The 14,697-nt window shown below is 45.3% G+C and carries 17 protein-coding genes; 5 read left to right on the top strand and 12 right to left on the bottom strand.

The features are described from left to right. Positions 1-56: 56 nt before the first annotated feature. The 9 genes from GQS54_RS14050 to GQS54_RS14010 all read right to left on the bottom strand — a co-directional run bounded on the left by GQS54_RS14050 (position 57) and on the right by GQS54_RS14010 (position 7,848). Positions 57-920: a crotonase/enoyl-CoA hydratase family protein gene (locus tag GQS54_RS14050; protein ID WP_166424612.1), complete on the bottom strand. Its 864-nt coding sequence runs from the start codon at positions 918-920 to the stop codon at positions 57-59. Between the two features lie 131 nt (positions 921-1,051). Continuing rightward, a complete protein-coding gene (locus GQS54_RS14045) occupies positions 1,052-2,098 on the bottom strand; it encodes a phosphotransferase family protein (protein WP_166424611.1) in 1,047 nt (348 codons plus the stop codon). Positions 2,099-2,110: 12 nt separating this feature from the next. Then, positions 2,111-2,836, bottom strand: coding sequence for an SDR family oxidoreductase (locus GQS54_RS14040; protein ID WP_166424610.1), 726 nt, complete (start codon positions 2,834-2,836; stop codon positions 2,111-2,113). 21 nt (positions 2,837-2,857) lie between these two features. After that, positions 2,858-3,010, bottom strand: a complete 153-nt coding sequence (locus GQS54_RS14035) for a hypothetical protein (protein ID WP_166424609.1) — start codon at positions 3,008-3,010, stop codon at positions 2,858-2,860. Between the two features lie 120 nt (positions 3,011-3,130). Beyond that, positions 3,131-3,853, bottom strand: coding sequence for an SDR family oxidoreductase (locus GQS54_RS14030; protein WP_205967768.1), 723 nt, complete (start codon positions 3,851-3,853; stop codon positions 3,131-3,133). Positions 3,854-3,906: 53 nt separating this feature from the next. After that, positions 3,907-4,380 (bottom strand): acyl-CoA dehydrogenase, encoded by a 474-nt coding sequence (locus tag GQS54_RS14025; RefSeq protein ID WP_166424608.1) that lies wholly within the window; start codon positions 4,378-4,380, stop codon positions 3,907-3,909. An 88-nt stretch (positions 4,381-4,468) separates the two neighbouring features. Then, positions 4,469-5,536 carry an alcohol dehydrogenase catalytic domain-containing protein gene (locus GQS54_RS14020; protein WP_166424607.1) on the bottom strand — a complete coding sequence of 356 codons (1,068 nt, stop codon included), beginning with the start codon at positions 5,534-5,536 and terminating at the stop codon, positions 4,469-4,471. Positions 5,537-5,558: 22 nt separating this feature from the next. Then, the gene (locus GQS54_RS14015) at positions 5,559-6,626 is read right to left on the bottom strand and encodes an alcohol dehydrogenase catalytic domain-containing protein (RefSeq protein WP_166424606.1); all 1,068 of its coding nucleotides are present in this window, start codon (positions 6,624-6,626) and stop codon (positions 5,559-5,561) included. Between the two features lie 4 nt (positions 6,627-6,630). Next, a complete protein-coding gene (locus tag GQS54_RS14010) occupies positions 6,631-7,848 on the bottom strand; it encodes an acyl-CoA dehydrogenase family protein (RefSeq protein WP_166424605.1) in 1,218 nt (405 codons plus the stop codon). A 167-nt stretch (positions 7,849-8,015) separates the two neighbouring features. On the opposite strand from GQS54_RS14010, the gene GQS54_RS14005 reads away from it, so the two are divergent. The 5 genes from GQS54_RS14005 (at position 8,016) to GQS54_RS13985 (ending at position 12,553) form a co-directional block, all read left to right on the top strand. Beyond that, entirely contained in the window at positions 8,016-8,756 is a 741-nt protein-coding gene (locus tag GQS54_RS14005; RefSeq protein ID WP_166424604.1) for an FCD domain-containing protein, read from the top strand. A 157-nt stretch (positions 8,757-8,913) separates the two neighbouring features. Beyond that, positions 8,914-9,786, top strand: coding sequence for an alpha/beta hydrolase (locus GQS54_RS14000; protein WP_166424603.1), 873 nt, complete (start codon positions 8,914-8,916; stop codon positions 9,784-9,786). 80 nt (positions 9,787-9,866) lie between these two features. Continuing rightward, entirely contained in the window at positions 9,867-11,096 is a 1,230-nt protein-coding gene (locus tag GQS54_RS13995) for a serine hydrolase (protein WP_166424602.1), read from the top strand. Between the two features lie 156 nt (positions 11,097-11,252). Beyond that, positions 11,253-12,032: a VOC family protein gene (locus GQS54_RS13990; RefSeq protein WP_166424601.1), complete on the top strand. Its 780-nt coding sequence runs from the start codon at positions 11,253-11,255 to the stop codon at positions 12,030-12,032. Next, the gene (locus tag GQS54_RS13985) at positions 12,029-12,553 is read left to right on the top strand and encodes a VOC family protein (protein ID WP_166424600.1); all 525 of its coding nucleotides are present in this window, start codon (positions 12,029-12,031) and stop codon (positions 12,551-12,553) included. Before GQS54_RS13990 ends, GQS54_RS13985 begins: the two co-directional genes overlap by 4 nt. Positions 12,554-12,592: 39 nt before the next feature. Here the strand turns inward: GQS54_RS13985 and GQS54_RS13980 are convergent, their stop codons facing one another. From GQS54_RS13980 to GQS54_RS23070, 3 genes are all read right to left on the bottom strand, one after another. Continuing rightward, positions 12,593-13,801 (bottom strand): saccharopine dehydrogenase NADP-binding domain-containing protein, encoded by a 1,209-nt coding sequence (locus tag GQS54_RS13980; RefSeq protein ID WP_166424599.1) that lies wholly within the window; start codon positions 13,799-13,801, stop codon positions 12,593-12,595. A gap of 37 nt (positions 13,802-13,838) precedes the next feature. Then, positions 13,839-14,051 (bottom strand): hypothetical protein, encoded by a 213-nt coding sequence (locus GQS54_RS13975; protein WP_166424598.1) that lies wholly within the window; start codon positions 14,049-14,051, stop codon positions 13,839-13,841. Between the two features lie 455 nt (positions 14,052-14,506). Then, positions 14,507-14,697 (bottom strand): hypothetical protein (locus GQS54_RS23070; RefSeq protein WP_205967767.1); only part of this gene is annotated, 191 nt, incomplete at its 5' end.

The following is a 14,697-nucleotide window of genomic DNA, read 5'->3' as shown; positions in this document are numbered from 1 at the left end:
AATCATTATGTACCCGTGTGGCAATTTTATTGTTAGGTAAGTGGCTCTGCAACCAATCACGAATGGTCGCTATATTCTGGCTCTTCCCACCACGGATAAAACTTAGGCATATCTACACTGGGTTTATCACAAAAATCAGGTTCGCGTTTCTCTAAAAAGGACTCCACGCCCTCTTTGGCATCCGACTGTTTTCCACGATTGAAGACCCCGACTGAGTCCAATTTATGTGCTTCCATAGGGTGATCTGCACCCAGCATACGCCACATCATCTGACGGGTGAGTGCCACCGATACCGGGGCTGATTTTTGTGCAATTTCCTGAGCGAGTTCATAAGCTGCAGGCAGCAACTCAGATTCGGGATAAACCGCTTTCACCAAACCTCCTGCACGCGCTTCTTCCGCATCGAAGACATTACCCCGAATACTCCACTCCAGAGCCTGACTTATACCAACCACTCTGGGCAGAAACCAGCTTGAAGCCGACTCGGGAACAATCCCCCGGCGGGCAAAAACAAATCCAAATTTGGCCTTTTCTGAGGCGAGCCGAATATCCATTGGCAATGTAAACGTTGCGCCAAAGCCGACTGCTGCGCCATTTATAGCGGCTATCAGTGGTTTTTTACACTGATAAATCCTGAGTGTAACCAATCCTCCGTGATCCCGTGGTATTTCGTGCTCGTTTTTCGATTCGTCATAATTGAACGTGTCAGCACCGGATTCCAGGTCGGCCCCCGCACAAAAGGCTCGACCAGCGCCGGTAACAACAATAACGCGAACATCATCATCGTTGTCTGCAGCATCAAGAGCGGCAAGTAAATCATAACCCATCTGTTCCGTCATAGCGTTCATCCGTTCCGGACGATTAAGCTCAATGGTAAGAATGTGGTTTTTAACAGTGTAATTAATGGTTTGGTAATTCATCGTATTTTATCTCTCCAGTTCATAGTACGCCGCAAGCGGGTTGAGGGTACGGCCAATTTTGGTTTGAATTCAAATTAAATAATCAGTTCGTCCGACGTAGAAGCCTTTGGCCCCAAGCGTCCATTAACTCGCTATTGCGCTTTAACCGCGGCCTCAATCGTATCCAACAATAATTGGTTGTTATCTGCTATATCATTAAATTCTTCTTCTGTTAATACCGCAGGGCATTCTCCCGTTTTTTCAAACAGCTTCTGAAGCTGTCCATATACTACGATGTTTCTGTAGTACGTTAACCATTGATAAAACTTCAAATCTTGTTCATTAATGGATAGTCCAGTCAGGCGAAGATATTCTTCTATGACTCTTTCTCGAGACCACCAGCCTTCGGCTTCCATCGGCATGCGGCACTGAAATTTATAAGCAGGTACGTCGTTGGTATTACCCCAATAAGCAAGCATTATAGCTAACTCATAAAAAGGGTCGCCGACCGTACACATATCCCAATCAACAACACCGTTGACGTGTAACGTGTCGATATCGATCAGCATATTGTCGAGCTTAAAATCATTATGTACCAGTGTGGCAATTTTATTATCAGGTAAGTGGCTCTGCAACCAATCACGGATGGTCGCTAATTGCTTAAGCTGCGGTTCGCTGAGTACTCGCGAACCACGCTTGTACCAACCCGATACCTGTCGTTCAATAAAACCTCCGGCCGAACCGAGGTCTTCCAGATCAGTTTTTTTCAGATCGACTTTATGCAAGTCGGCCAAAGACTCAACCACTAAGCGGCTCAAGCTGTCGCCAATGTTTGCAGTGTTTTGCAGCGATTCAGGGAGGTTACGACTAATACAAATACCTTCACGAAACTCACTAATACAAAATGGCACACCAATCACAGACTCATCATCACACAAGACTAAACCTGCCGGAGCTGGCGGGTAGTGTTTATACAAGCGTGACAATACCTTATACTCACGGGCGACATCGTTGGCACCCGGAGGTAATGGACCATTTGGCGGTCGGCGCAATACCGCTTTTTTCCCATCGAGTAGAATACTATAATTGAAATTAGCGACCCCACCAGATAACTGTGCAGGACTCTCTGAGAGGTCTAGCGTATGGCCTTTACTCTCTAAGTAATCAGCAATTTTTTTCCATTCTTCTTGATTCATCATAGTTACCGCCTTTTACAGCGTTACGCCGCCGTCAACGACCAATTGATGACCCGTCACGTAAGACGCAAGTGGAGAAGCAAGATAGACAACCGCACCGGCTATATCTTCTGGTTTACCAAAACGTCCGATAGGGCACGTTTTGGCAAATTGAGCCTCGTGCTCTGGTGTCGATTGATTAACCGTTAGCTTGGTTGGTACCATGCCTGGTGCAACCGTATTGACACGTACGCCTTTTCGTCCCCACTTCATTGCCAGTGATTTGCTCAGCTGTAAAAGGCCCGCTTTACTTGCTGAATACGCAGGGTTATTAAACGCAGGTCGTATAGAAACAACAGAGTCCAAATTAACGATATTGCCACCGCTAGCCTCCAGCAGTGGGAAAAATTCGGTACACAGTTGCATCGCGCCAGTGAGATTAATGTTTATAATCTGCTCAAAGCCTTCACGTGCGAATTCTTTCGAGCCCCAAAGTACGGTACCAATGCAATTAACCATCACATCCACTTGCTCAAATTCTTTAGCGAACGCAGAAATATTATCAGTATTGTCCAGTTTTAGGCTATGAAACGTCATGCCTGAAAAATCATTATCGTAGGCCGTTGCATCGCGCGTACCCGTTATGTGAACAGTAGCGCCCAACTCTTTAAACATGGTCGCCACGCCGTAGCCTATTCCGTCAGATGCACCGCAAACAACGACTGTTTTTCCAGTAAAATTCAACGCATTTAATGCATTCATCTTAAATCTCTCTCTCTAAAATTATAACGTGATCATGGTTTTTATGACGCCATCTTCATGGGCGTCAAATAAACGGAAGGCTTCTGCGCCCTCAGCAAGGCTAAACTCGTGCGTAAATACGCCTTTGCCTTTTATGCGGCCAGCTTGTACTAGTGGAATCAGTTCATTCCACATACTTACGACGCCAGAAATACCCGCGTGAAAATTCAGACTCTTGGCCTGCATTATTTGCAGTGGGAGCTCCGCACCTTTTTGTAAATCAGTGCGATGCTTATTACTTCAAAGCAGTCGTTTCTAGCGCAGTAGTACACCTCCATCCACTGGCAGACTGACTCCTGTGATATAGGACGCCAGCGGCGAGGCCAAAAACATAACCGCGCCTGCCATTTCATCTGGTTCCGCCCAGCGTTTCATGGGTACCGTTTGTAACAAGCGTTTTTCGTAGGTCGGGTCTGCGCGATGGCCCTGCGTCATTCTCGTGCGCACAAATCCCGGCGCAATCATGTTTACACGCACACCCTGAGTAGACCATTTATCAGCCAACACGCGAGTCAAACCGAGTAGCCCCGATTTGCTCGATGTATAGGCTGGCGCTTCTTTTATCGCCAGATGAGACGCTAGCGAGCCGACATTGACAATACTGCCACCTCGCCCCATTAACGAGTCGCGGTAAAGCATGCACAGTTCCATCACTCCGGTAACATTCATTTCCATAACTTGCCGAAAAGCCTCAACTTCATATTCCGCGTCATTTTCTAAAGCGATAGCCGCATTGTTGATAAGCACGTCAAGTTCGGGTAACTGTGCATGCAGTTGAACTCGGCCGCCTGACGTCGATAGGTCGGACTGATGGTAGTGAAAATCGCTCAAGTCATCCTCATAGGTGTCTGCACTGGCTCGGGTGCCGGTAATATGCACGGTGGCTCCGCACTGCAGAAAACCCTTCGCTATACCCAGACCTATTCCCTGCGAGGCTCCAGTAATCAAAACAATTTTATCGGTGAAATCCAGCATCATTCGCTCCTCTTTGAAGTAGGGGATAATCCATAATTATCTTTTTAGTGGGTTTGCTAAAAACTGCGCAGACTAGCGAACTGATCGCCTAAAAAACTCGCCGACCCATAGAGTTGCTCACTGACTCGTGCGCGCTTGAGATAAAGACCCGCGTCGTGTTCATCCGTCATGCCAATTCCGCCATGCAGCTGCACGGCTTCATTACTCACCCGGTGCAAAGTCTCACCAACTAACATTTTTGTTTTGCAGGCTATTGCAGCGAGATCAGCATCGTTGCTGGCGCAACTTATCAGCGCCGCATCAACCACGCTACGCGACAACTCTAAATCGACATACATTTCTGCGGCCCTATGCTGAAGGGACTGGAAACTACCAATCAACTGTCCAAACTGCTCGCGCAACTTCATATACTCGACGGTCATGTCAAACGCTGCCCAGGCTGAACCCAGCATCTCGGTGGCGAGACCGATGCGGGCGTAGTTCAGTACATGGCTCAGCAGGTCAATCGTATCGTCAGATGGCTGTAGCAATGCGTCAGCACCGACCGCTACATCTCTCAGCTGTAGCGACCCATGGTCGCGGCTATCGATCAGGTGCAGTGCTTGTCTCTCTATAAAGTTATAACGTGATCATAGTTTTAATAACGCCATCTTCACGCGCATCAAATAAACGGAAGGCTTCTGCACCCTCAGCAAGGCTAAACTCATGCGTAAACACGCCTTTACCTTGTATACGACCAGCTTGCACCAGCGGGATAAGTTCATCCCACATGCTTACGACGCCAGAAGTACCCGCGTGAAAATTCAGGCTCTTGGCCTGCATTATTTGCAGTTGAAGCTCGGTACCTTTCTGCAACATACCCAGTACACAAAGAGATCCACCCCAGCGTAATAAACGCACAGCCTGTTTCAAAGTCGGCCCCACACCCACCGCTTCTATCACGGCGTCAATACCAAGACCGTTAGTATCTTCTCTAATACGCTCAATAGCTTCAGCAGGTGAAAGTGGGATTCCACCAAAATGCAAACTCAAGTTTCGACGGGTTTCATCTGGATCAATGCAATAAACGCGTGATGCACCGACCGCCATAGCGGCTTCTGCAGCCATTAAGCCAACAGGACCTTGACCGATAACCGCGACGCTATCCCCCGGTTTTACGTGTGCCATTTTAACGCCGTAATAACCCGTCGCTAGCGCGTCGGTTAAAAGTAGTGCCTGCTCATCAGTCACGCCATCAGGTATTTTGGCAGCGCCAATATCTGCGAATAGTACTTCCATGTATTCCGCATGGCCACCGTTAAAACCAGGAGAGATGCCATAGGCCAGTGCAGGCTTTCCTGAAGCCGCTTGCTCGCAAATATTCAACTGACCACTGAGGCAACGTTTACACTTACCACACCCCATGCCACCAGCTATAAGTACGCGATCACCAACCTTGTGCGTAGAGACGCCCGACCCAATTTCAACCACTTCACCTATGGTCTCGTGCCCGGTACAAAATTTCGCCATCGGTTGGCTGTAATCTAGTTTTGGGCCTAGCACATCACCATGGTACATGTGTAAATCTGATCCACAAATACTGCATTTTTCAACCTTAAGGATCAGGTTACTATTATTGGTAATTTTAGGATCATCAAAATTTTCGTACTGAATGTTTTTTGGACCGTTAAAGACTAAAGCTTTCATATTAATGCATCTCTCTATAAAACTATAATGTCATCATGACTTTGATAACGCCATCTTCATGGGCGTCAAATAGGCGGAAAGCTTCTGCCCCATCGGCGAGGCTAAATTCGTGTGTGAAAACACCCTTACCTTGTATACGACCACCTTGTACCAGAGGGATTAGTTCTTCCCACAGATTTACAACACCCGCAATACCCGCGTGAAAATTCAGACTTTTGGCCTGCATTATTTGCAATGGCAGCTCGGTACCTTTCTGCAATATACCCAGTACACAAAGAGATCCACCCCAGCGTAATAAACGCACAGCTTGTTTCAAAGTCGGCCCGACACCCACCGCTTCTATCACGGCGTCAATACCAATACCGTTAGTATCTTCTCTAATACGCTCAATAGCTTCAGCAGGCGAAAGAGGGATGCCACCAAAATGGGCGCTCAAATTCCGCCGCGCTTCGTCCGGGTCGATGCAGTAAACGCGTGACGCGCCAACAGCAAGAGCGGCTTCTGCGGCCATTAATCCCACAGGGCCTTGGCCAATTACCGCAACACTATCGCCAGGTTTTACGTTCGCCATTTTAACGCCGTAATAACCCGTTGCTAACGCGTCGGTCAAAAGTATTGCTTGTTCATCGGACACGCCACCGGGAATTTTGACAGCACTAATATCTGCGAAGTGGACTTCCAAATATTCAGCGTGGCCACCGTTTAAGCCGGGCATAATGCCGTATGCTCCAACGTCTCCACCCAAACCCGATTGCTCACAAAGATTAATCTCCCCCCTGAGACAGCGCTTACACTGTCCGCACCCCTTTCCACCGGCAATCACCAAGCGGTCTCCGATCATATGTTTAGAAACGCCTGAGCCGACTTCAACCACTTCACCAATCGTCTCGTGCCCGGTACAAAATTTAGGCATGGGCTGGCTGTAATCTAGTTTTGTGCCTATCACATCACCGTGGTACATGTGTAAATCTGATCCACAAATACTGCATTTTTCAACCTTAAGGATCAGGTTTCTATTGTTCGTAATTATTGGATCATCAAAACTTTCGTACTGAATGTTTTTTGGACCGTTAAAGACTAAAGCTTTCATAATATTACGACTCGTTGTACTTGCGAATGGTCAGCTTGCCTAGCTGCGACATATGTACTTCATCTGGGCCATCGGCTAGACGAACAAAACGCCCATAAGCCCATATTTGAGCAATCGGTGTATCTTGGCTCACTCCCATTCCTCCGAAGGCTTGCATAGCACGGTCCGCTACGTCTTGACACATTTGAGGGGCTACAATCTTAATCATCGCAATTAAATCAAGCGCCACTTTGTTGCCAAAATTGTCGAGTTTATTCGCGGCGAGTAGGGTCAGCATACGCGCCTGTTCGATTTCACAACGAGACTTAGCGATATCTTGGCGAATGCTGCCTTGCTCGGATAACTTCTTACCGAATGGTGAACGGTTCTCTACGCGTACACACATTAATTCAAGACAGCGCTGAGCAGCACCAACCAATCGCATACAGTGATGAATACGTCCAGGCCCCAAGCGACCTTGAGCAATTTCAAAGCCTCGGCCTTCGCCTAGGATAATATTATCAACCGGTACTCGAACGTTTTCTAAAAGTACTTCACCGTGACCTTGAGGAGAGTGCAGTTCGCCCATCACTTTCAGAGGTCTAAGGATCTTAACCCCAGGTGTGTCCTTAGGAACGATGATGGTGGATTGTTGTATATGACGGGGCGCGTCAAAGTCTGTCTTGCCCATCACCAACAATACCTTACAGCGAGGATCATAGACGGCAGACGACCACGTTTTTCGACCATTAATCACATATTCATCGCCTTCGCGCACAATAGAACACTCAACATTGGTAGCATCAGAGCATGCATTTTGTGGCTCAGTCATTAGGTAAGAAGAGCGTATTTCACCATTAAGAAGGGGCACTAACCATTCCTTCTTCTGCGCTTCTGACCCGTAGCGCGCTAACACTTCCATATTGCCGGTATCGGGCGCGCTGCAATTAAATACTTCACTGGCCCACTCGTTTTGTCCCATTAGTTCGGCCAGAGGCGCGTATTCAAGATTGGTCAAGCCTGGGCTGTATTCGCCGTAATCTTTTGGTAAAAACAGATTCCAGAGTCCTTCTGCTTTAGCTTTAGCTTTTAACTCTTCGAGAATAGGCGGTACAACCCATAGGTTGGCGGGGTCGTGAACGAACTCTTCATACTCAGCTTCAGCGGGAAGAATATGCTCTTTCATAAATGCATCAACGCGGGCAATAAGCCCCTTCATTTTATCTGTATATTCAAAATCCATAATTTAGTGCCTTTCTTAGAAACGATTAAGTAACATAGTATTACTGTCCGACAATTATAAAAATATTATAGACAGACATTAAAATTGTCAATAGGCTAGTCGCTATATAAAAAATTCTTTAAGCCAACAACAATCTCAGTCAGATAGATAAGGAATACAGTCAGCTTATGATCGCTAATCCATTACAGCGCGCGCCATTATATCGTCAAATTTACGATCAGTTGGAAGCCAAGATCGTCAACAGAGAACTGAAAGTGGGAGATGCTTTGCCTTCAGAGACAGACTTGGCGCTCAGCTATGGCGTGCATCGATCATCAATACGTGAAGCCATTCGATTATTGGAAGAAAATGACTTGATTGGTCGAGCTGCGGGTAAAAAGAAACTACTGGTGACCGCACCCAAAAAGGACAAGCTCTCTCGGCGTATTTCTACCACCATGTTGATTGATGAGGTATCTCTGGGCGAAGTATACGAAGCAATATTGACCATAGAGCCCTCAATGGCGGCAATGGCCGCCGAGCGTGTCACGCCAGAATTGCTTGAAAAACTTGAAGCTAATTTAGACACAACCCGTGAAGCGCTCAATGACCCTGAACGCTTAACGACACTTGATCAAGAATTTCACAACCTGCTGGCTGAGGCCTCAAAAAATCGCGCGCTCCAGTGGAGCCGCCTAGGCATGAGCGGCCTGTTTTACCCTGCCGAGCGAAAACTTTTGGCTAACCTAAAGGAGCCGGGCAAGCGCATGTTAGTGGCCCATGAACACATCGTTGGTGCTATCAAGGATAGAGACAAGCAAGCTGCGGAGTTGTGGGCTCGCAGACACATTGAGGATTTCTTGCGTGGCTGTGATGTACTAGGTGTAAACCTAGGAGATATGCTAAATGACTTGGCGCAAGAGAATTGAGCCGTGTTGTACGCAGATGTGTTATAGCTGCCATTCTGCCTGAAAAACGACCAATTCAACTACCCCCTTGTCAAGTCCAGTGCTTTGTACACCTAGTAGCTTTGTCTGCTTCCGTCCCATTATCAGTTGATTAAATCGAATTAAAAAGAGGTAACTCATGCAATTACGCCCTTCATCCCACCGTTATAAATCACAGCGAATGAACCTACACTATGTCGACTGGGGAAATCCAAGTGCACCGCCTCTGTTACTCGTACATGGTGGCAAAGATCACTGCCGCAGTTGGGACTGGGTAGCTGAGGAACTCAGCAAGGATTGGCATGTCATAGCGCCCGATTTGCGCGGCCACGGCGACAGCGACTGGACACCTGACGGAAATTACACACAAATTAGTTTTGTCTACGACATAGCCCAACTCATTCATCAGATGCAGTTGGAGCCCGTAACGATAGTCGCGCATTCAATGGGCGGCATGGTCTGCTCACGCTACGCCGGGATCTACCCTGACAACGTTAAAAGCTTGGTACTTATTGAGGGCTTGGGCTTTTCGCCGAAGATGGTCGCCGAAACAAACGCTAAACCTAGGCACGAACGCCTGGGTGATTGGATAGAACAGAAGCGCAGCGCGTCTGCACGCCAAATCAAACGTTACCCAACACTTGAAGATGCCTATCAACGTATGAAGACAGAAAACAGCTTCCTAAGCGAGGATCAGGCCAGACATCTTACCGCACACGGCACTAGCCAGAATGAAGACGGAAGTTACAGCTGGAAATTCGATAACTACTTGAATACGTCGGCCGATATCGACATACCCGACGCCGAACTGAGAGAACTATGGGAACGTATCAGCTGCCCCACACTACTTCTTTACGGTAAAAACAGTTGGGCCTCTAGCCCCAAACAAGACGGGCGCTTGAAGCACTTTAAGAATGCTACATTTAAAGAATACGAAAACGCAGGGCACTGGCTCCACCACGATCAGTTTGAGCGATTCATGCAAGACCTCAGTGACTTTTTTGATCAGTAACACAAATGTACCATTGTAATACAAATACCCGATCTATATAGTTACATAATAATTACAACAACATAACAATAGAGAGCGTGATGAAGCGATTAGGTATTATAAGTTTAGTGTTTGTATTGCTTATTGCAGCGGTCGTAGGGGGCTTTTACGGCCATTTTGTTGAGAGAATAATATTTGTTCTTAATGACGATAAGGATTTGATGGCTGAAAATTTTAGAATTACAGATACTAAATTCAATCATCATATTATCCTTAAATCTTCCCTGCCACAGCCATTACCTAGAAAACTAGAAGAGAATGTTTGGCCAGAAACCTTTGAAAGTCATGGCGAAATAATTAATAGCGATGACTTTCTAAAGCTGGTTCAGACAACAGGTTTAGTGATTCTAGAAAACGGCCACGTCATTTATGAAGACTATTGGCATGGTTTGACTGCACCACAAAGGCAATTCGCTTTCTCGGTCGCTAAATCAATGACATCAATAATGGTTGGCTTTGCTATTGACGATGGCTTAATTGAAAACGTGAACGATCCAGTGGTTAAATATTTACCTAATTTTAAAGGTTCGGCGTGGGATAAAGCAACCATTGCTAATATGCTTGAAATGTCCAGTGGTGTTGATTTTGATGAGGATTATTCTCGAACCGATACAGATATGATGCGCTTTCAGAAAGGATTTTTATTTGATAAACCTATTGAACCATTCTTACTTGCGCTGACATCCAAGAATGAACCCGGGATTAAGCAGGGTTATAACAGTATGGAAACTCAAATGGCAGGCATGTTATTAAGTGCTGTTTTGGGTGAAAAATCCATATCTGACTATATGCATGAAAAACTGTGGCAGCCACTGGGCACTCAAGATGATGCAACATGGACAACTGATATTACAGGGCAAGAAATAACGATTGGTGGCTTAAGTATGAGCTTAAGAGATGTGGCAAAAGTTGGCCAGATGATGCTGCAAAGAGGTCAATGGCAAGGGCAGCAGTTACTATCTGAATCATGGGTACTTGAATCAACAACGCCAGTAAAACCCTACCAGCTCCCTGGGAGAGATAATCCATTATCCGAAAAACCTTTTGGTTATGGCTACCTTTGGTGGACTCCGGTTGATCCTAACGGCCGAGAGTTTTATGCGTCTGGGCTGCACGGCCAATACCTATTTGTGAATGAACCGGCAAAATTAGTGGTTGCTCTTTACTCAGCCAACCCAAATTTCAATGATAAGCCGGATTGGTGGAAAGAACGTTATGAAGACTTTTTTCAAGCTATAGCCAAAATGCGGGTAAATAAGTCAGTTAATTAACACCGAAAAGTGAACAGTGCGCTCCAATGAAGTGTTCGTCAATTAGGCAGTAACACCTTTAAAATAGGAGGCCGATTACTGCAAAGCTATAATTTTGATATAGGTGTCTGAAAGCAGAGACCTCACAGTATAATTTTTAGTCAAAAGGTTAAAAAAATGAAAAAAATGATTTTACAACCCAACGGAATTAATCACGTTGCTATTTCAACATCAGATATGAGAAAAACACTCCTCTATTTTAATGATGTATTAGGACTTCCCCTTGCAGCGCTATATTGGATGCACGGCGTGAAGGGTACTATTCATGGCTTTTTGACAATCAATAAATCTTCATTACTCGGATTTGTTTACCATCCAACCGTTGGTACTGATATCCAGGTAGGCAAGACCCACCCCGGCACTATGGATGGAACGAGTAGTAAAGGCACCATGCATCACTTATCTTTCAATGTTGAATCGATGCAAGACTTAGCTAATATACAAGATAGATTAATGGCTAAAAATATTGCTTTCACCATACCTGAGTCTGATAGTGGCTCAATACGGTTTTCTGGGCCTGAAGGGATTTTGCTGGAAGTATCCTGCAAGCAAAATATTAATGAAGAAGATCTTTGGGACAACGATGCAGCGCTTTCTGTAGGCATTGATGAACATTCGCTAGAAAAGTTGAAGCGACCTAAAGTTTATACAAATTCATCAAGCTCACCTATAAAAAATACGCCTATTGGAAAAGACGCCGGATATCGGATGCACTACCCTCCGGCTGTATATAGAACAATGATTTCTGTATCTGATGAAACGTTATTCAATATGACGCAAGACGCATTCCCCCCAAACCAAAAGAAGCCTTTTAGAATACGAAAATTAACTGCCACATTAACAATGCTCTCACATATGCTGTATCACAAGATTTTTAACTCTTGGAGAAAACTATGAAAAATATTCAACTGAATGATTATAGTAATCTAGAACTTAACACCATAGATATGAAGTCGACCTTAGAGTATTTCTCTGATGTCCTTGCCTTACCTCTGGTATCCATAAAATGGTCCAATCACTCAAAAGCAGCCGTTCGCGCAGTTATGCAGCTTAACCAAAATGCAATGATCTCCTTTTTGTATACTCCACGCACAAGTGACGTGATTGAACTTGGTGTCACTCATTCTGTGAATGCTGGCGATGCGACTACTGCAGGAACATTGCAGCATAACGCGCTAAATGTTGATTCGGTTGAAGATTTGCTAGCAATGCGCGACAGGATCAGATCTTGCGGAGTTCATTGTATTGGTCCAATGGATCACGGTTTTTGCCAATCCATTTATTTTGTAGGGCCTGACCAAACCGCGCTAGAGATATCAGCATTAACGACAGACGACGTCAGGCAATGGATAGAACCTAGCGCAGTTGAAGCCGCAGGAGTCACTCAGGAAGAACTAAAACGCTTATTGGATAGTTAATCGAGTTTAGGTAGTGAATAACTTTCTTATCGGCCTTACCTAAAGCGGATACAGAGAGCTGGTTTGAGTATACGTATGGGATATCTTAAGCGCGCCTTTCTCTGGAAGGCGATGAAGTAACTGCTCACCCATTGCTGCAATAGGTGTCCACATACCGCCAGCTATCTGAACGTTATCTTGCAATAGGCAAAGTGCACTCTCAGCAACAAGTTTCGCCGTTGAACCAAAGCCTGGATCTAAGTCGTCTGAGACAAGCACTTTAATAACAACTTTATCTTCCATAATCCCGCTGAACCCAAGGTTATAATAGCCCGCGGCCCTTACCGTTTCACTAGGTCCTTCACCTGGTTTAACAGCTGGACGTCCATCGGGGTTAAAACCAGAGAGCGTTCTTACAGTTTCTGCTATTTGTGCCTTTCCTTCTTCTCCAGGACCTGTAGAAGTCATTTCATCATAGACAAAATCCTCACCATAGGGATGACCCAACAAGGCATTGGAGCGGTGAATGATTTTTGGGTTAACTCCCGACATCAGCCATGGAGCCGCCCAACTATTTAGGTCCTTATCAAAGGTAGCCTTCATACCGTCGGGTTGAATCGGGCCGGTAAAGCCATATGTTAACGCGAATGGATCAAGCATGAATTTCAGGTAGTTCACATTCTTCTTTGCCTCTACTTGGCCGGCTGCCATGGTAGCCATACTACCGCCCCCTGGACCACTGAGAAGTGACTCTACACGGCCCTTCACACGGCTGATCGGATGGCCAAAATGCTCATTGGCCAACTTTTGAAGATAATACACCCCTAGGTCAAAAGGAACACTATCAAAACCACAGCAAGACACTATTCTGGCACCGCTTTCTTGTGCTAGCTTTGCATACTCTTTAATCATCTGACCGACCCAATAAACCTCTCCCGTCACATCCACATAGTCGGTCCCCGTTTCCGCACAGGCACGGACCACATTTGAACCATATAGGAGAAAGGGCCCGGTGCAGGAAATAACAAGGCGTGTACGCTTGGCCATTACTCTCAGTGAATCAAGATCATCAGAATCGGCTATAATGATAGGCGTTTCATCATCGGCGCCACACTTTACACGAACTGCTTTTAGCTTACTTTCGTTACGGCCGGCGAGGGCCAGCCTAATGCTTGAGTTGATGGCGTACTTTTTTGCAAGGTACTCATATATTAGGCTACCGGTAAATCCGGTTGCGCCATACACAACAATATCAAATTCTTTAGTCATTCTTTTTCCCTCAAGTAATATTAACGTAATATCGGTTTTAAGGGACTAAGGTTGACCTTTCCCCAAATTTTAGACCACTTCCCTGGGCGTCTTCAAAAACCGGCACATCGATTCGTTCAGCGACTTGTTCCATCACACCTTTGAGTGAATACTCATAAGGTTTAGCGGCCCTTTTTTCCAGTATCGCTTTGGCTTCGTCGCACAAATTTGGTGATGCTAAATCATCGATTATTATTGCGCTAGAACTCATGATTTTATTCCTCGCGGTGTCACCGCTTCATTCAAACTGCTTCTTTATTTCTTCAAGTTAAGTCCACTTGCGTTTCGTATATTTAATCACCCGACAATATTTTTATATTTGAACAGATGAATAATTAATAAGGAGACTGTAAAATTATTATTCTTATTTAAATTTAAGCGTAAAGAAAAATAATATGGAGTCGTTGCCAAAGGCAAGTCAATAACGCGGCATCTATCGAGTATAAATACGTACCTAATCTAACGCCGTATCAAAGATTTATTAAGCACAAGGGAGTTTTTATCGATCCCCTACCCGAGCACTAGTGATTATCGATACTTAGCTAAATACAACCACCATTGTAATATAATACTACAATAAAACCATAAATAACATCAAGCAAGAGGAGAATCCACGGGAATCACCCAGGAAGAACTAAAACGCTTACTAGATAGTTAACACTCGGGTTAGTTAATATCTGGATTCGGTATCAGCCAAGGGTTGATACCGCGGCACAAAAACGGCACATATCTATCAAACGAAATAGAACTAACAAATGCACTATTAGAGAGATTAAAATTGCTTGGATTCAAAGAATAAGTGCATAACTTGAACGGGTAGAAAAAACGGTCAGCCGAATATATGCTAATCGCTTTTT

It is taken from the genome of Paraglaciecola sp. 20A4 (assembly GCF_011378905.1).
In the GTDB taxonomy this organism is placed as follows: domain Bacteria; phylum Pseudomonadota; class Gammaproteobacteria; order Enterobacterales; family Alteromonadaceae; genus Paraglaciecola.
This window is presented reverse-complemented; position numbering and strand designations above follow the sequence as displayed.